16 protein-coding genes are annotated in these 14,984 nt (G+C 69.5%); 12 read left to right on the top strand and 4 right to left on the bottom strand.

All coding sequences use genetic code 11. The features are described 5' to 3' along the window. Window positions 1–102: 102 nt before the first annotated feature. The 3 genes from GHC57_RS05865 to GHC57_RS05875 all read right to left on the bottom strand — a co-directional run bounded on the left by GHC57_RS05865 (window position 103) and on the right by GHC57_RS05875 (window position 3,972). Window positions 103–1,098 (bottom strand): TAXI family TRAP transporter solute-binding subunit, encoded by a 996-nt coding sequence (locus tag GHC57_RS05865; protein ID WP_170294711.1) that lies wholly within the window; start codon window positions 1,096–1,098, stop codon window positions 103–105. A gap of 401 nt (window positions 1,099–1,499) precedes the next feature. After that, on the bottom strand, window positions 1,500–3,356 hold the full coding sequence (locus GHC57_RS05870) for a S49 family peptidase (RefSeq protein ID WP_153342156.1): 1,857 nt from the start codon (window positions 3,354–3,356) through the stop codon (window positions 1,500–1,502). A 43-nt stretch (window positions 3,357–3,399) separates the two neighbouring features. Continuing rightward, a complete protein-coding gene (locus tag GHC57_RS05875) occupies window positions 3,400–3,972 on the bottom strand; it encodes a peroxidase-related enzyme (protein WP_153342158.1) in 573 nt (190 codons plus the stop codon). Window positions 3,973–4,234: 262 nt separating this feature from the next. Here GHC57_RS05875 and GHC57_RS05880 point away from each other — a divergent pair, with 262 nt between their 5' ends. From GHC57_RS05880 to GHC57_RS05935, 12 genes are all read left to right on the top strand, one after another. Continuing rightward, a complete protein-coding gene (locus GHC57_RS05880; RefSeq protein WP_153342160.1) occupies window positions 4,235–4,969 on the top strand; it encodes a DUF1538 domain-containing protein in 735 nt (244 codons plus the stop codon). Between the two features lie 37 nt (window positions 4,970–5,006). After that, window positions 5,007–5,810: a DUF1538 family protein gene (locus tag GHC57_RS05885; protein WP_170294712.1), complete on the top strand. Its 804-nt coding sequence runs from the start codon at window positions 5,007–5,009 to the stop codon at window positions 5,808–5,810. Then, on the top strand, window positions 5,807–6,157 hold the full coding sequence (locus tag GHC57_RS05890) for a P-II family nitrogen regulator (RefSeq protein ID WP_153342162.1): 351 nt from the start codon (window positions 5,807–5,809) through the stop codon (window positions 6,155–6,157). Before GHC57_RS05885 ends, GHC57_RS05890 begins: the two co-directional genes overlap by 4 nt. Continuing rightward, window positions 6,154–6,591, top strand: coding sequence for a CBS domain-containing protein (locus GHC57_RS05895; protein WP_153342164.1), 438 nt, complete (start codon window positions 6,154–6,156; stop codon window positions 6,589–6,591). Before GHC57_RS05890 ends, GHC57_RS05895 begins: the two co-directional genes overlap by 4 nt. A 1-nt stretch (window position 6,592) precedes the next feature. Continuing rightward, window positions 6,593–7,582, top strand: coding sequence for a calcium/sodium antiporter (locus GHC57_RS05900; protein ID WP_343031120.1), 990 nt, complete (start codon window positions 6,593–6,595; stop codon window positions 7,580–7,582). 29 nt (window positions 7,583–7,611) lie between these two features. Then, on the top strand, window positions 7,612–8,406 hold the full coding sequence (locus GHC57_RS05905; protein ID WP_153342166.1) for an SDR family oxidoreductase: 795 nt from the start codon (window positions 7,612–7,614) through the stop codon (window positions 8,404–8,406). An 84-nt stretch (window positions 8,407–8,490) separates the two neighbouring features. Beyond that, the gene (gene folB / locus GHC57_RS05910; RefSeq protein ID WP_246152157.1) at window positions 8,491–8,916 is read left to right on the top strand and encodes a dihydroneopterin aldolase; all 426 of its coding nucleotides are present in this window, start codon (window positions 8,491–8,493) and stop codon (window positions 8,914–8,916) included. 617 nt (window positions 8,917–9,533) lie between these two features. Beyond that, a complete protein-coding gene (gene uvrC / locus GHC57_RS05915; RefSeq protein WP_170294713.1) occupies window positions 9,534–11,417 on the top strand; it encodes an excinuclease ABC subunit UvrC in 1,884 nt (627 codons plus the stop codon). 42 nt (window positions 11,418–11,459) lie between these two features. Further along, complete coding sequence (gene pgsA / locus GHC57_RS05920) at window positions 11,460–12,032, top strand: CDP-diacylglycerol--glycerol-3-phosphate 3-phosphatidyltransferase (protein ID WP_153342170.1); 573 nt, start codon at window positions 11,460–11,462, stop codon at window positions 12,030–12,032. After that, on the top strand, window positions 12,029–13,306 hold the full coding sequence (locus GHC57_RS05925) for a molybdopterin molybdotransferase MoeA (protein ID WP_343031121.1): 1,278 nt from the start codon (window positions 12,029–12,031) through the stop codon (window positions 13,304–13,306). The genes pgsA and GHC57_RS05925 overlap by 4 nt, the downstream gene beginning before the upstream one ends. A gap of 10 nt (window positions 13,307–13,316) precedes the next feature. After that, window positions 13,317–13,568 carry a molybdopterin converting factor subunit 1 gene (gene moaD / locus GHC57_RS05930; RefSeq protein WP_170294714.1) on the top strand — a complete coding sequence of 84 codons (252 nt, stop codon included), beginning with the start codon at window positions 13,317–13,319 and terminating at the stop codon, window positions 13,566–13,568. A 3-nt stretch (window positions 13,569–13,571) separates the two neighbouring features. Continuing rightward, complete coding sequence (locus tag GHC57_RS05935; protein WP_153342174.1) at window positions 13,572–14,045, top strand: molybdenum cofactor biosynthesis protein MoaE; 474 nt, start codon at window positions 13,572–13,574, stop codon at window positions 14,043–14,045. Window positions 14,046–14,171: 126 nt separating this feature from the next. On the opposite strand, the gene GHC57_RS05940 is transcribed toward GHC57_RS05935, so the two are convergent. After that, window positions 14,172–14,981, bottom strand: a complete 810-nt coding sequence (locus GHC57_RS05940; protein WP_153342176.1) for a family 1 encapsulin nanocompartment shell protein — start codon at window positions 14,979–14,981, stop codon at window positions 14,172–14,174. Between the last annotated feature and the right edge of the window lie 3 nt (window positions 14,982–14,984).

Below are 14,984 nucleotides of genomic sequence, written 5' to 3' on the forward strand. Positions count from 1 at the left end.
CCTTCTTGAATATGGAAACGAACGCCACCCCCGGACGCCGATCAGGCGCCGGAGGCTTGGCGTTCGCCCGGTTGGTTTTCCGGTCTCAAACCGATTCCGGGGTTACTGGGCGATGCTCTCGCGGGCGTCGTCCACGGCCTGCAGGGCCTTTTCCAGCCCCTGTTCGGAGACTTGGGCCAGATCGTCCAGCATCGACTGGAACCAGCCAGCCTGCGGCTGCAGTTCGCTGACGGGCACCTCGCGCACGATCTTGATCATTTCTTCCTGGTCCAGCCGCTCGGTGCTGCCCTCGGGGAGCATGTCCGGGTTGCCGGTGATGTAGGCCAGCGGCGTGCAGGCGGTGACGATCTTTTCCACACCCTGCCAGTTCAGCAGGCCGGCACTGGTGACCTTGACCTCCAGCGGCACATAGGCGCGCTCGCCGTCGGCGAAGCGCTGCCGCAGAATGTTGCGGTCCACGACCGGGACGAACACCATCTTGGCGTCGTTCAGGCGCTCGAAGCGGGCGTTCGACGGATCCGGGAACTGGACGAAGAAGGCCACGTCCGCCTGCCCGTTGATGACGGCATCAATGGCGGCGTCGGTGCTGTCCAGGTAGCTGACCTTGCTGGCCTCGGCCAGACGCTCGTCGAAGGACTGCAGCAACTGGAAGGTCTGGGCCGAGCCGCTGTCCTGCGGGCCCAGCGCGAAGCGGACACGGCGGGCATAGCCGGCCACGGCGCCCCAGTTGGTCAGGCGGTCCTGGTTGGCCTCGGTGGTGACGGCGTACAGGCACTCGTTGGTGACGTCGTTGCGGATAATGCTGATCTTGTCGGCGATGGCCGGGTTCTGCGCGGACTTGAAGGCCAGCACGTCGGTCTGGGTCATGCCGATGGCCTGCGGATTGGACAGGACCTGCTCGATGTTCTCGCCGCTTCCGGCGCTGGTCTTCAACTCGTAGTCAAAGAATTCCTTCTTGAGCACGTCCAGCAGAAGCGGGCCGAACGACCCGAAGTAGCTGCCGCTCTGGCCGCCCGTGTAGATCGGATTGGCCGCCAGGGCGGGCCCCACCACGAGCGCGGCCGCCATGGCGGCGCCCGTGAACCAGGTAGTCTTCATGATGGTCATTGTTCCCCCGCTCAGATGGTGCGTCGCCCGGTCCGGAACGTCCGGACACCGGGAACCTCGCGAAAGGGTCCGGGCCGGATGCGGTGCCGGGGCGGCGCCGTTCGTTTTGCCTGCAACCTCACCGGACGGGCGCGGCCCGCCGGCCAGGAACACCGCCCTGCCCCGCCCGGATCGGACGGAATCTCAGGGGCGAGCGCCCGGGTTCGTCAGTCCCCCATGGGCCGGCAGGCGTCTCCCGTCCGCCGGCCCAGGTCCGGATGTCCCCCCCGGGGCCCGTGAACGGTACCCCAGGTTTCGCGCAGGGAGCAACGACCGAACCCGTTCCGCCGTGGCGCAGGCTTCACCATAGCCCGCTGGTCGGGCTCCGCAACCATGGTTCCCGAGCGCGAAACTCAAGGATTGGTGGGGGATTCCACCCCGCCCGGCCCGGTCGGGGCGGTCGGGCCATCGAACAGCAGCGCCGGCGGATCGGTCGGAGACATCCGTCCGGCCAGGGGCTCCAGCAGCGGCGCCACCACGGCGGCGACCCGCGCCAGCGCCCGCAGGTCGGAGTCGGGCAGTCCGGCCAGCCCCTGCATTAGCCCCGGCAGCGCATCCGGGTTCCGCAGCAGGTCCATCAGAAGGTCCGTCAGGTCACGCGGCGCGGGATACGGGGCGACGACCACGATCTCGTCCGCTGGCAGCGCCGCGGCCTCCCGCGCCGCCGCCAGCGCCTCGCGCAGGCCGCCGAGGCCGTCCACCAGACCCGCGCCCAGGGCATCTGTGCCCGTGAACACCCGCCCGCGCGCGGCCTGATCCAGACGCATGCCATCCAGATCCCGCGCCGTGCCCACACGGTCGGTGAAGTCGGCATAGATGGCGTCCAGACGCCGGTCCAGCGCCCGCCGCGCCGACACCGAGAACGGCGCCGTGGTGCTCCACATGGCCGCGTTGTCGCCCTCGGCCAGCCGCGTCCAGGAAATCCCGAGGTCATCCCACAGGCGGCGCGCCACCAGCTTGCCGGCGGCCACGCCGATCGAGCCGGTGAGGGTGCCCGGCGAGGCCAGGATGCGGTCGCCCTCCAGCGCGATGAAGTACCCGCCGGAGGCCACCACGTTGCCCATGGACACGATGACCGGCGTGCCGGAGTCCCGCGCCAGCGCCACCGCGCGGCGGGCCGTGTCCGAGGCCACGTAGTCCCCGCCCGGGCTGTTGAGCCGCAGCACGATGGCGGCCACGCGCTCGTCCTGCACGGCGGACTCGATGGCGTCCGCCATGTCCTCGGCGTGCAGCATCGGCCGGCCGGAGAACGGCGACACACCCCGGGACTCGCCCGGCACCACCATGCCGACGCCGTGGATCAGGGCGATCCGGCGGGCGTCCGTCGGCTGCGGGTCGTCGCGTCGTGTCATATAGTCCGCCACGGACAGGCGGCCGTTCTCGCCCATGGTGTCGCGCACCGCGTCGCGGAACTGGTCGCGATACCCGGCCCGGTCCACCAGCCCCGCGTCCACCGCATCGGGGACCAGCAGGGGCGCGGAGTCGATGCTGTCATCCAGCGCATCGAGATCCACGCTCCGCGCCGCCGAGATGTCCGCGCGGATCTGATCGAACCACGAGGCCACCAGACGCCGCTGGTTCTCCTCCTGCGGCGCGGGCATGTCGGTTTCCGACGCCATCGCGAGCACGCCCTTGTACTCGTGCCGGCTGCTGGCCTCGAACGCCAGGCCCAGGTCGGCCAGGCCCTCGGCGGCGAAGGGGACCTCCATGGCGATGCCGATGAGACCCAGCTCGCCGGAGGGCTGCATCCAGATCTGTTCGAACGCCGAGGCCAGATAATACGCCATGGTGCCGCGTCCGGCGCCCGAGGGCATGCTGTCGGCATAGACGAAGGTGGGCTTGCCGTTGGCCCGGAACGCATGCACGGCGTCGCGCACTTCCTGCGCCTGGGCGAGGCCCATTTCGGGGCTGCGCACCCGAGCGACCAGACCCCTGACGCGGTCGTCGGAGGCCGCCCGTTCCAGCCCGTCCAGCAGGGTGCGCAGGGTCATGGCGTCGGGATCCGCGCCCCCGGCCCAGCCCGGCCCTTCGCCCTCCAGCAGCGCGCGGTCCAGGTCCACGGTCAGCACGATCGACCCGGGAAGAGGGTCGCGCCCGCGATCGGGAAGGACGTAGGGCGCGGCGATCCAGGCTGCGGCGACGATGATGACCACCAGTGTGCCGACCATGGCCAGCAGACCCACGATCACCTTGCCGAGAAAACGAAACATGCGCTCGGGGCTCCTTCGTCGGCGCGCGCGTCCGCGCGCCCGTTCAGCGGTTCATGGCATGGTACCCGGCGTTCGGAATCATGTCGGTCCCGTGCGCCATGCGGTTGGTATAGTTGAAGAACGCCGCGACATCGCAGATGTCGAAGATGTCCTCCTCCGAGAAACCCGCTGCCCGCAGCCGGTCCCGGTCCCCCTCCCCGATCGCCTGCGGTGTCAACGTCAGGGTCCACGCGAAATCCAGCATCGCCCGCTGGCGCGGCGGCAGATCGGCGACACGGTAATTCATGACCATCATCTCGCCAAGCTGCGGATCGTCGGACAGCGCCCGCACCGCCTGTCCATGCGCGACAAGGCAATAGTAGCAGTGGTTGGCACTGCTTACGACGACCGCGATCATTTCCCGCTCAAGCTTGGTCAGGCCCGAGGGCCCCAGCATCAGAGTGTTGTACATCTCCATGAAGGCGCGCAACTTGGCGGGATGGCCGGTGTAGGCCCGCAACACGTTCGGGACCAGTCCCAGCTTTTCCTCGCACTTGTGGAAGTAGGCCTGCACCTCTTCATCGTCGGCGCAACGGTCCGGCAGATCGAGCCGGGTGATGTGGTCGGGCTGGGGCATGGGCGGCCTCCTGGGGCGGGCTCCTGGGGCGGGCGATCGGTTTCGGATCCGCACAGTCTAGCCGGGGACGCCGCCGGGCGACAGCCATGGACCACCGCCCACACCCCTTTATGGGCGCACAACACAACCGACGCATCCTGCGGGGACGCCCGCATTGACACGCCCGGGTGATGCCCGCAAGGTCGCAGGGCGAGTCGGGGGAGTCGGCATCGACCGTCCGCGCGCCTTCCCTCACGCCAGAGACACCAGACGCAACGGCGCCATGCCCAGACAGCTATGGAGTTTCCTCGCCCTCCTGCTCGGCGCCCTGCGCGATCTGGCCCCCATCATCCTGGTCATCGGGTTTTTTCAGGTCATCGTCCTGCAACAGCCGCTGCCAGACCCGGTCCCGATCATCGTGGGTCTGGTGCTGGTACTGCTCGGCCTGGCGCTGTTCATCCAGGGCCTGGAGATGGGGCTGTTCCCCCTTGGCGAGTCCATGGCCCATGCCTTCGCGGACAAGGGTAGCCTGTTCTGGCTGCTGGCCTTCTCCTTCGCCCTGGGATTCGGCACCACGGTGGCGGAACCGGCGCTGATCGCCGTGGCCGGCGAGGCCGCCGCGGCGGTCGCCGAGGCCGGGCTGATCGACCCGGACCCGGAGAGCCGCGAGACCTATGCCCTGGGCCTGCGCTACACGGTCGCGGTCGCGGTGGGTCTGGCCATCCTGGTCGGCGTGTTCCGCATCATCAAGGGCTGGCCGGTCCAGATCCTCATCATCGGCGGATATCTGGTGGTGGTGGCGCTGACCTTCATCGCCCCGCCGGAGATCGTCGGCGTCGCCTATGATTCGGGTGGGGTGACCACGTCCACCATCACGGTGCCGCTGGTCACGGCCCTGGGGGTGGGGCTGGCCTCCACGCTGGGCGGTCGCAACCCGCTGATCGACGGGTTCGGCCTGATCGCCTTCGCCAGCCTGACCCCGATGATGTTCGTCATGCTCTACGGTCTGCTCTACTGACCCGCTCCGCCGGGATCACCGCGAAGGACACCCCGCCGTGCCCGTTCTGATCCAGTTGGTCGATACGCTCTGGACCACGATCCTCGACGTGGCGCCGATCCTGTTGATCCTGGTGCTGTTCCAGGTGCTGGTGCTGCGCCAGAAGGTGCCGCACCTGCGGCGCATGATCCTGGGGTTCATCTATGTGGTCCTCGGCCTGGACCTGTTCCTGGTCGGGCTGGAAATGGCGCTGTTCCCGCTGGGCGAGATCATGGCCCGCCAGCTTACGGATCCGGCCATGGTCGGCGCTGGCGACGGCGGCGCGGCGGCCGGGCTGGCGGGGCTGGACTGGCGCGACTACCTGTGGGTCTACGCCTTCGCGGCCGCCGTCGGGTTCTCCACCACCATCGCCGAGCCGGCCCTGATCGCCGTCAGCCTGAAGGTGAACGAGGTCTCCGGCGGGTCGGTCCGGGCCTGGGGCCTGCGCGTGGCGGTCGCGGTCGGGGTCGCCTTCGGGGTCTCGCTGGGGGCGCTGCGCATCGTGACGGGTTGGCCCTTGCCCCTGTTGATCGTCATCGGATATGGCATCGTGATCGTCCAGACCGTGTTCGCCCCCCGCCAGATCATCCCGCTCGCCTATGATTCGGGGGGCGTGACCACCTCCACCGTCACCGTCCCCCTGGTCACGGCCCTGGGCCTGGGCCTGGCGACCAACATCCCGGGCCGCAGTCCGCTGATCGACGGGTTCGGCCTGATCGCCCTGGCCAGCCTGTTCCCCATGATCACCGTCATGGGGTATGCCCAGCTCGGTGCGCTGCTGGCGCGCCGCGCGGCCCGCCGCCAAGCCCGCGAGGATTCATGAAGTTCAAGCTCATCATCGCCAGCGTGCCGGACACCCGGACCGACGACATCGTCGATGCCGCCCGCGCCGAGGGGGCCACCGGCTGCACGGTGCTGACCAACGCCCGAGGGCAGGGTCTGAAAAAGACCAAGACCTTTCTGGGCCTGGACCTGACCGGGGCCCGGGACGTGGTGCTCATCATCGTCGAGCAGCATCTGGCCCGGCGCATCCTGGAGCGCATCGGCGCCGTCGGCCAGATGGACGCCAGCCCCGGGGCCGGTGTCGCCATCCAGATCGACGTCGAGGACGCGATCGGCCTCGGCACCCAGATGAAGACGCTGCAAAGCGAGATCGAGGACGAAATATGAGCGCCAGGCAGCCCTATCGCCCGGTCCGCGAGGTCATGTCGGACACGCCCTACATGATCGACGGCATGGCCACCGTGGCCGAGGCGGTGCGCATGATGCGCGACAAGGCGTGCAGTTCGCTGGTCATCGACAAGCGCCACGAGCACGACGAGTACGGCATGATCGTGATCCAGGACATCGCCGACAAGGTGGTGGCGCTGGACCGCTCGCCGGACCGCCTCAATGTCTACGAGATCATGAGCAAACCGCTCATCGCCGTACAGGCGGACATGGACGTCAAGCACGCCATCCGCCTGCTCAGCCGCTTCCGCCTGTCGCGGGCGATCGTGCTCGATCACGGCCGCCTAGTGGGCATTGCCACGCTGCGGGATCTGGTCCTCGCGGACCTGACCGGCAGCACCGACATCACCCCGGCGCCCCTGGAGACCACCTGACGTGACCCTGTCCATCGTCTTTCTGATCGCCGGCGTCGTCCTGTTGCCGGTCGGCTCCAACCGTCTGGTCAGCGGCGCCGTCGCCCTGTCCGAACGCCTCGGCATCTCGCCGCTGGTGGTCGCCCTTACGGTGGTCGCCTTCGGGACCTCGCTTCCCGAACTCGTGGTGTGCGTCCAGGCCGCCCTGTCCGGCTCGCCCGGCATCGCGGTCGGCAACGTGGTCGGCTCCAACATCGCCAACATCCTGCTGATCCTGGGCGCGGCGGCGTTGCTGAAGCCGATCGCCTGCGATCCCAAGTCCGTGACCCGCGACGGCCTCATCATGGTCGCGGCCACGGCGCTGTTCGTCGTCCTGGCCCTGGCCGGGCTGATTCCCCGCTGGCAGGGCGGCATCATGCTGGCCCTGCTGGTGGCGTATGTCCTGTTCTCGTACTGGCGGGAGTCCTCCGGCAAGGACCCGGCCGAGGGCCATCTCGCCGAGGTCGAGGAGTTCGAGGGTCTGAAGAACCGTCCGTGGAGCGTGATCGTCGGCGCCATCCTGCTGGGTCTGGTCGGCGTGGTGGCCGGCGCCCATCTGCTGGTGACCGGCGCGGTGGACATCGCGCGGGTGCTGGGCGTGTCGGAGGAGGTGATCGGCCTGACCATGGTCGCCCTGGGCACCTCGCTGCCGGAGTTGGCGGTGGCGGTCGCGGCCGCCTACAAGGGCCATTCGGACGTCGCGCTGGGCAATGTGGTCGGCTCCAACATCTTCAACATCCTGGCCATCCTGGGCGCCACGGCGGTCGTGGTGCCGATCGAGATCCCGCCCCAGATCCTGCGCTTCGACCTGTGGGCCATGAGCGCGTTCACCCTGGTCCTGATCCCCATCATGCTGACCGGGCGGCGCATCGGCCGCGCCGAGGCCGGCCTGTTCCTGGTGGCCTATGCGGGGTACACGGCGATCCAGTACGTGGGGGTGGACCGTATCCTGGGCGTCCCGGCCGGAATCTGAGTCCCGGCCCCCACCCCGCCGGAGGACCCATGCCCCTCGCCCGCCCCGACAGCATCCCGCCCTTCGCCCTGGTGACCGGCGCGGCCCGGCGCATCGGCCAGGGCCTCGCCCTGGAGATGGCGGCCGCCGGCTGCGCCGTCGCCCTGCACCACCGCGGCCCCGCATCGGACGTGGACGAGACCCGCGCCCTGATCGAGGACGCGGGCGGCCGCGCGGTGGCCGTGCAGGCCGATCTCGCCGACGAGGCCACGACCGCCACCCTGGTGGAACGCGCCCAGGCGGCGCTGGGCGGTCCCATCGGCGTGCTGATCAACAACGCCTCCACCTTCGAGTACGACCGCTGGGACACCGTCACGCGCGAGAGCTGGGACCGCCACCTGGAGCCCAACCTGCGCGCGCCCTTCGTGCTCACCCAGGCCATGGCCCGCGCCCTGCCCGACGACGCCGAGGGGCTGGCGCTGAACATCATCGACGAGCGGGTCTGGAGCCTGACCCCCCATTTCGTCAGCTACACGGTCAGCAAGGCGGGGCTGTGGACGCTGACCCAGTCGCTCGCCCTGGCGCTGGCCCCGCGCGTGCGGGTCAACGGGATCGGGCCGGGTCCGGCGCTGCCCAGCCTGCGCCAGAGCCAGGCCCAGTTCGACGCCCAGTGCGCGGCCATGCCGCTGAAACGCGGCACCTCGGTTGACGAGATCCGACAGGCGGCCCGGTTTATCCTTGCGGCGCGGTCCATGACCGGGCAAATGATAGCGCTCGATGGGGGTCAGCATCTGGCCTGGGCCTGGTCCGCCGGTGGCGGGCTGGCCGATCCGCCGGAGGAGTGACCCGCCCCGGGGCCGCCCGCGGACGGCGCGCGAGCGCCGTGCGGGGGAGGCCTCGCCCTCCTCCCCGGCATGAATGGTCCGTCGATGAGCCCTCGCTCCAAGCTGTTCACGCCTGCGCCGCAGGCCCCCATGGCGTCCGCCGAGGCCGGCACCCGCCACGTGTTCGTGCGGGACCTGGTGCTGAGTGCGCGGATCGGGGCCTACGAGCATGAAAAGGCCGCGCCGCAGCGCATCCGCCTGAACCTGGATCTGGCGGTCCGCGAGGCGGCGGCCGATCTGGGCGACCGGCTGGAAAACGTGGTGTGCTACGACAGCGTTCTGGGCCGGGTGCGGGAGATCGTGCAGGCGGGGCACGTCAATCTGGTCGAGACCCTGGCCGAGCGCATCGCCGCCGTCTGCCTGGAGGACTCGCGGGTCCGCCGCGCCCAGGTTCGGGTGGAGAAGCTGGACGTGTTCCAGGAAGCCGAGAGCGTCGGGGTCACGATCGAACGGCTTAATCCGTTCGGGTAGCGGAACAAACGCAGAGTCATTCCAAAGAACCAGGGCGAAATGACGGCGGGGACTCGCGCGTCTTTTTTGTGACGCCCTTTGACGGCAAAAGTCGCCGAATCATTGCGCCTCCGGACCCAGCAATACGACTGCAACATCCCGGCAACCCGGGGATTTGCGAGTTGTGCACAGGCGGGCGGTGGACGACCGACCGTATCACGCTTGTCAAGAACCTCACTGCAGCGCGGTGCACTTTTGGCTTCCGGAAATATTTTTTGTTCCGTTTCAATGAGTTAAGGTATGTGCCCAAAACGTAGGCAGGGAGGGCAAAGGCGCGGATTCCCTAGGAGTCGGGATGAAGGGTCACATGCCGTCCACACAGTTATCCACAGGATTGGTGGATACAATAGGTCTTGTCAGGGGGCGCCCCATGCCGGAGGGGTGCGATTCGGTCACATTAGTGTCGCAGAACGGTTACAAATCCCTTTGAACCGGACGTTCGTCCCCTCCGACACGAAACAGACACACTCGTTGGCCGCACGGTCCTCCTTCGAACGGACTCCGCCTTTCGCGCACCCCATCCCGCCCACCAGAGCCGCCCTGCCCCATCACCCATGACCATCGACGAGGCCTTTTCCATGACATCGCGGACAGACCAGGACCCTGCCGCGGAGTCCGACCGCCCGACCGGCGTGGCGGTGATCGCCGCCACCGTGCGCACCCTGCCGAACACGCCGGGCGTCTACCGCATGCTCGATCGCGCGGGCGATGCCCTGTACGTGGGCAAGGCCCGCAGCCTGAAGAAGCGGGTGGTCGCCTATACCCATCCGGAGCGGCTGCCGATGCGGCTGCGCCGCATGATCGACGCCACGGTGCGCATGGAGGTGGTCACCACCCACACCGAGGCCGAGGCGCTGCTGCTGGAAAGCAACCTCATCAAGAAGCTGAAGCCGCGCTACAACATCCTCCTGCGCGACGACAAATCCTTCCCCTACATCCTGATCGCCGGCGATCACGACTGGCCGCGCGTGCTCAAGCACCGGGGTCCCCGCACCCGCCCGGGCCAGTACCACGGCCCCTATGCCAACGCCGGCGCGGTCAATCGCACGCTGGTGGCGCTGCAGAAGGCGTTCCTGCTGCGCTCGTGTTCAGACAGCGTGTTCAACAACCGCTCGCGGCCCTGCCTGCTGTTCCAGATCAAGCGCTGCTGCGCGCCGTGCGTGGACCGCATCAGCCGCGCGGACTATGACGCCCTGGTGGCCCAGGCCCGCGCCTTCCTGGAGGGCCGCAGCCAGGACATGCAGCGCGATCTGGCGGCGCGGATGGAAGACGCCAGCGCCCGCCTCGCGTTCGAGGAAGCGGCCATCTACCGCGACCGCATCCGGGCGCTGACGGCCGTGCAGTCCCACCAGGACATCACCCTGCCCGGCGTGGGCGAGGCCGACGTGATCGCGCTCCATCAGGCCGGCGGTCAGACCTGCATCCAGGTGTTCTTTTTCCGGGCCGGCAACAACCACGGCAACCGCGCCTACTACCCCAGCCACGCCCGCGAGGACGAGCCGGGCGCGGTGCTGGAGGCGTTCCTGGGCCAGTTCTACGCCCGCCAGATGCCGCCCCGGCTGCTGCTGCTGAGCGAGCCCATCCCGCATCCGGCGCTGGTGGCGGAGGCGCTCACCATCCGCGCCGAACACAAGGTCGCCCTGCACGTGCCGCAGCGGGGCGACCGGCGCAAGGTGGTGGACCACGCCCTGACCAACGCCCGCGAGGCGCTGGCCCGGCGCATGGCTGAGACCTCGGCCCAGCAGAAGTTGCTGGAGGGGCTGGGGGAGGTGTTGGGCCTGGACGGGCCGCCGGAGCGGATCGAGGTCTACGACAACTCCCACATCTCCGGCACCAACCCCATCGGCGCCATGATCGTGGCCGGTCCGGAGGGCTTCCAGAAAACGTCCTATCGCAAGTTCAACATCCGCCACGCCGAGGCCACCTCGGACGACTACGCCATGATGCGCGAGGTCATGGAGCGCCGCTTTTCCCGCGCCCTGAAGGAAGATCCGGACCGCACCCGGGGCCAGTGGCCCGACCTGGTGCTGATCGACGGCGGACAGGGGCAGGTGTCGGCCGCGGCCGGCGTGCTGGAGGACCTGGGCATCGAGGACGTGCCGCTGGTCGGCATCGCCAAGGGGCCGGACCGCGATGCGGGGCGGGAGCGCTTCTTCCCGCGGGGTCGCCCGTCCTTCCTGCTGCCGCCCAATCACCCGGTGCTGTATTTCGTGCAGCGTCTGCGCGACGAGGCGCACCGCTTCGCCGTGGCCGGGCACACGGCCCGCCGCAAGAAGGCCGCCGCCGCCAACCCGCTGGATTCGATCCCGGGCATCGGCGCATCGCGCAAGAAGGCCCTGATGCACCACTTCGGCTCCGCCAAGGCGGTCGCCGGCGCCGGCCTCGCCGACCTGGAGGCGGTGGAGGGCATCAGCGCCGCGCTGGCGCGCAAGATTTATGAAACCTTTCACGGAGAGGGGTGAGGCGGGTAGAGTCCGCCCCATCCTCCGTCCATAGGGTCCGCCATGCTCCGTTCACTTCCCAATGTCATGACCATCGCCCGGATCGTGCTGATCCCGGTCATCATGGTCATGTTCTACATCCCCGGCCCCGAGGCCCGCTGGATCGCCGCCGCGCTGTTCGTCGCCGCCGCCGTGACCGACTATGTGGACGGCTGGCTGGCGCGGAAGCTCCAGGTGGTGTCGGATTTCGGCCGGTTCCTCGATCCCATCGCCGACAAGCTGCTGGTGGCCGCCGTGCTGGTCATGCTGGCCGGCTTCGACCGCCTGTCCGACATCGCCCTGGTCGCGGCCGTGCTGATCCTTTTCCGGGAAATCCTGGTGTCCGGGTTGCGCGAGTTCCTGGCCGGCAAGGCCGTGAGCATGCCCGTCACCAAACTGGCCAAGTGGAAGACCGCGACCCAGCTTGTCGCCCTGCCCCTGCTTCTGGTGGGCGATACCGCCAGCGTGGGCGGGGTTCCGCTGGACTGGCCGGGCGAACTGCTGCTGTGGATCGCGGCCCTCCTGACGGTGCAGACCGGGGCCACCTATATGACCACGGGTATGCGCCACATTCTTGATCCCCGGACGGACCCGTGACCCAGCCCGAGACGCCCGACGCCCCCGCCCCCACCGACTGCTTCGCTGTCGGCGACCGTCTGATGTCGCTCGACGAGGCTCTGGCCGAGATCGACGCCCGCATTCGCCCGGCCGTGACCATCGAGCGGGTGCCGCTCCGGCAGGCGTCGGGCCGCGTGCTGGCGGCGGACCTGGTGGCCAACGTGACTCATCCCGCCCACGACAACGCGGCCATGGACGGTTATGCGGTGCACCATGCGGACCTGTCTCCGTCCGAACCCACGACCCTGCCCGTGACCGCCCGCGTGGCCGCCGGCCATCCGCTGGACCGGCCGTTGCCGCCCGGCGAGGTGGCCCGCATCTTCACCGGCGGCGTGATGCCCGAGGGCGCCGATACGGTCATCATGCAGGAGGACGTGACGGACCTTGGCGACGGCCGCGTGACCCTGCCCGCCGGGGTGACCCGGGGCCGGCACGTGCGCACGGCCGGCGGCGACTTCCGCACCGGGGCCACCATCCTGGCGGCCGGGCGGCGCCTGCGCGCGCCCGACGTGGCGCTGGCGGCTTCGGCCGGCCATGCCTACGTGCCGGTGTTCGAGCGCGTGCGCGTGGGTGTGTTCTCCACCGGGGACGAGGTGTTCGAGCCCGGCACCGACCTGCCGCCGGGCGGACTGTACGACGGCAACCGCTACGGCATGATGGCGCTGGTCGAGGCCATGGGGGCCGAGGTCACGGACCTGGGCCATCTGCCCGATGACCCGGACCGGATCACCCGGGCGCTGGACGATGCGGCCGACGCCCATCACCTGCTGCTGACGTCGGGTGGGGTCTCCGTGGGCGGCGAGGACCATGTGCGCGACGTCGTGGCCGCGCTCGGCTCCCTGCACTTCTGGAAGCTGGCCATCAAGCCGGGCAAGCCGACCGCGCTCGGCCTGATCCGCGAGACGGCCTTCGCCGGCCTGCCCGGCAATCCGGTCTCGGCCCTGGTCACCTGCCTGCTGGTGGTGCGTCCCGTGGTGCAGAGGCTGGCCGGCCTGCCGGTGACCATTCCGCGCCGCTATGCGGTCCCGGCGGGCTTCAGCCACACCAAGTCGGGCAACCGTCGGGAGTTCCTGCGCGGCTGGATCGAGGACACGCCCGATGGTCCGGTGGTGCGTGTGTTCCACTCGCAGGACAGCGCCATGATCCGGTCCATGGGCGCCGCCGCCGGGCTGGTGGATGTGCCCGCCGAGCGGGCAACCGTGGCCCCGGGCGAGCCCGTGGCCTACCTGCCGTTCTCGGAACTGCTGTCATGAGGGGGTCGTCGTGAAGGTTCTGTATTTCGCCTGGCTGCGCGACCGCGTCGGCACCGCCGAAGAGACGATCGAGACCCCCGCCGAGGTGGCCACCGTGGCCGACCTGATGGGCTGGCTGGCCGGCCGCAGCGACGGCCATGCGAAGGCCTTCGCCACTCCCGATCAGGTGCGCTGCGCCATCGACCAGGCGTTCGCGGGACCGGACGCCAGTGTCTCCGATGCGGCCGAGGTGGCCTTCTTTCCGCCCGTCACGGGGGGCTAGCCCATGATCCGCGTGCAGCAGGCCGCGTTCGACGTGGGGGCGGAGATCGCCGCCTTCACCCAGGGGACCGGGCGCGTGGGCGGCGTGGCCACGTTCACCGGGCTGGTGCGCGATTATCTGGGCGAGACGCCGGAGGGCGCGCCCCCGGTGCGCGCCATGACCCTGGAGCACTACCCCGGCATGACCGAGCGCCAGTTGGAGCGCATCGAGGCCGAGGCGCACCGCCGCTGGGATCTGGCCGATGTGTTGGTGATCCATCGATATGGTCGCATGGCGCCGGGCGAGCCCATCGTTCTCGTCTGCACGTCCTCGGCCCACCGCGCGGCCGCGCTGGAAAGCTGCCAGTTCCTGATCGATTGGCTGAAGACCAAGGCGCCCTTCTGGAAGCGCGAGGAAACGCCGGACGGGGACCACTGGGTGGAGGCCCGCGCCGCCGACGACGCCGCCACCGCCCGGTGGGAGCGGTCAGCCCCGTAGGGTGCGTTCGCGCCGCCGGTGCGTTGCGGCCGCGACGCGGCCGTCAAACGCACCCTACGACCAGAATGCCAAACTCATGCCGGACGGGGGGTGCTCCCCCGCCCGGCATCAGTCCAAGGCGTCGGATCACCCGCTCTTCGGCGTGATGACGCAGACGGCGTTCTCGTCCTGCATGCGCAGAACCAGGCTTTCATTCACGAACAGCTCGCAGTGGATGCCGTCCGTGCCGGCGTAGCCGGTCATCAGGTCCTGGCCGATCTCCAGGCTGCCCACGCGCGGGTCGATGACGGCGGCCCCCTCGATGCTGGCCTTGAAGATGCCGCGCGTACACAGGCGGCGCAGGTGATTGATGAGCAGCATTTCGCTGTCCGGATAGCGGCGGAACAGCGCGTTGTAGTACTTCGGCGCCAGCGCCAGCGCGTGCGGCCCCCGGAACCCGGCCTCGTCCAGGCGGGTGACGGCGGTCAGCACGTCTTCCAGCGCGGCGTCCGGCGTGGTCCAGTCGCCGCCCTTGATCTTGCACGCGCCCTTGTTCTCCAGCAGACCCGGCAGGCCGAACTCGGGCCGGCCGTAATAGACGATCTGCTCTTCCAGGCGCGCGACAGCCTCGGCGGCGTCCTCGGCCGGGGACAGGTCGAGCGGCTGGCCGTTGGTCTGCCAGGCGGCGATGCGGCGCAGCGACAGATTGAAGGTCTTGCGCAGCATGGGCACCGAGACGGCGCGGCCCATGACGGCCCCCGCCTCGCCGGCCTCGGGCTGGCGGCAATAGTCGTCGTTGGACAGCTCGATGGAGGTCAGGCCGACGCCGTAGGGGCCGCCCACTTCCAGGAACCGCCGCGCGGTCATCAGTTCGCGGGCGGCGCCGGCGGCCGCCTCGTCGATCAGGTCCCAGATCTCGGCGTCGAAGGGGGCCTGGGCGCGGTTCAGATAATCCATGGT

Origin of the sequence: Roseospira navarrensis (assembly GCF_009601025.1) — a bacterium.
In the GTDB taxonomy this organism is placed as follows: domain Bacteria; phylum Pseudomonadota; class Alphaproteobacteria; order Rhodospirillales; family Rhodospirillaceae; genus Rhodospira; species Rhodospira navarrensis.

Excerpts from the sequence above, each read along its gene's own strand:
- GHC57_RS05870 (WP_153342156.1), bottom strand. The coding sequence starts at position 3,356 with ATGTTTCGTTTTCTCGGCAAGGTGATCGTGGGTCTGCTGGCCATGGTC.
- GHC57_RS05940 (WP_153342176.1), bottom strand. The coding sequence starts at position 14,981 with ATGGATTATCTGAACCGCGCCCAGGCCCCCTTCGACGCCGAGATCTGG.
- GHC57_RS05890 (WP_153342162.1), top strand. The coding sequence starts at position 5,807 with ATGAAGTTCAAGCTCATCATCGCCAGCGTGCCGGACACCCGGACCGAC.
- folB (WP_246152157.1), top strand. The coding sequence starts at position 8,491 with ATGAGCCCTCGCTCCAAGCTGTTCACGCCTGCGCCGCAGGCCCCCATG.
- pgsA (WP_153342170.1), top strand. The coding sequence starts at position 11,460 with ATGCTCCGTTCACTTCCCAATGTCATGACCATCGCCCGGATCGTGCTG.
- GHC57_RS05880 (WP_153342160.1), top strand. The coding sequence starts at position 4,235 with ATGCCCAGACAGCTATGGAGTTTCCTCGCCCTCCTGCTCGGCGCCCTG.
- GHC57_RS05905 (WP_153342166.1), top strand. The coding sequence starts at position 7,612 with ATGCCCCTCGCCCGCCCCGACAGCATCCCGCCCTTCGCCCTGGTGACC.
- GHC57_RS05935 (WP_153342174.1), top strand. The coding sequence starts at position 13,572 with ATGATCCGCGTGCAGCAGGCCGCGTTCGACGTGGGGGCGGAGATCGCC.
- GHC57_RS05865 (WP_170294711.1), bottom strand. The coding sequence starts at position 1,098 with ATGAAGACTACCTGGTTCACGGGCGCCGCCATGGCGGCCGCGCTCGTG.
- uvrC (WP_170294713.1), top strand. The coding sequence starts at position 9,534 with ATGACATCGCGGACAGACCAGGACCCTGCCGCGGAGTCCGACCGCCCG.
- GHC57_RS05895 (WP_153342164.1), top strand. The coding sequence starts at position 6,154 with ATGAGCGCCAGGCAGCCCTATCGCCCGGTCCGCGAGGTCATGTCGGAC.
- GHC57_RS05875 (WP_153342158.1), bottom strand. The coding sequence starts at position 3,972 with ATGCCCCAGCCCGACCACATCACCCGGCTCGATCTGCCGGACCGTTGC.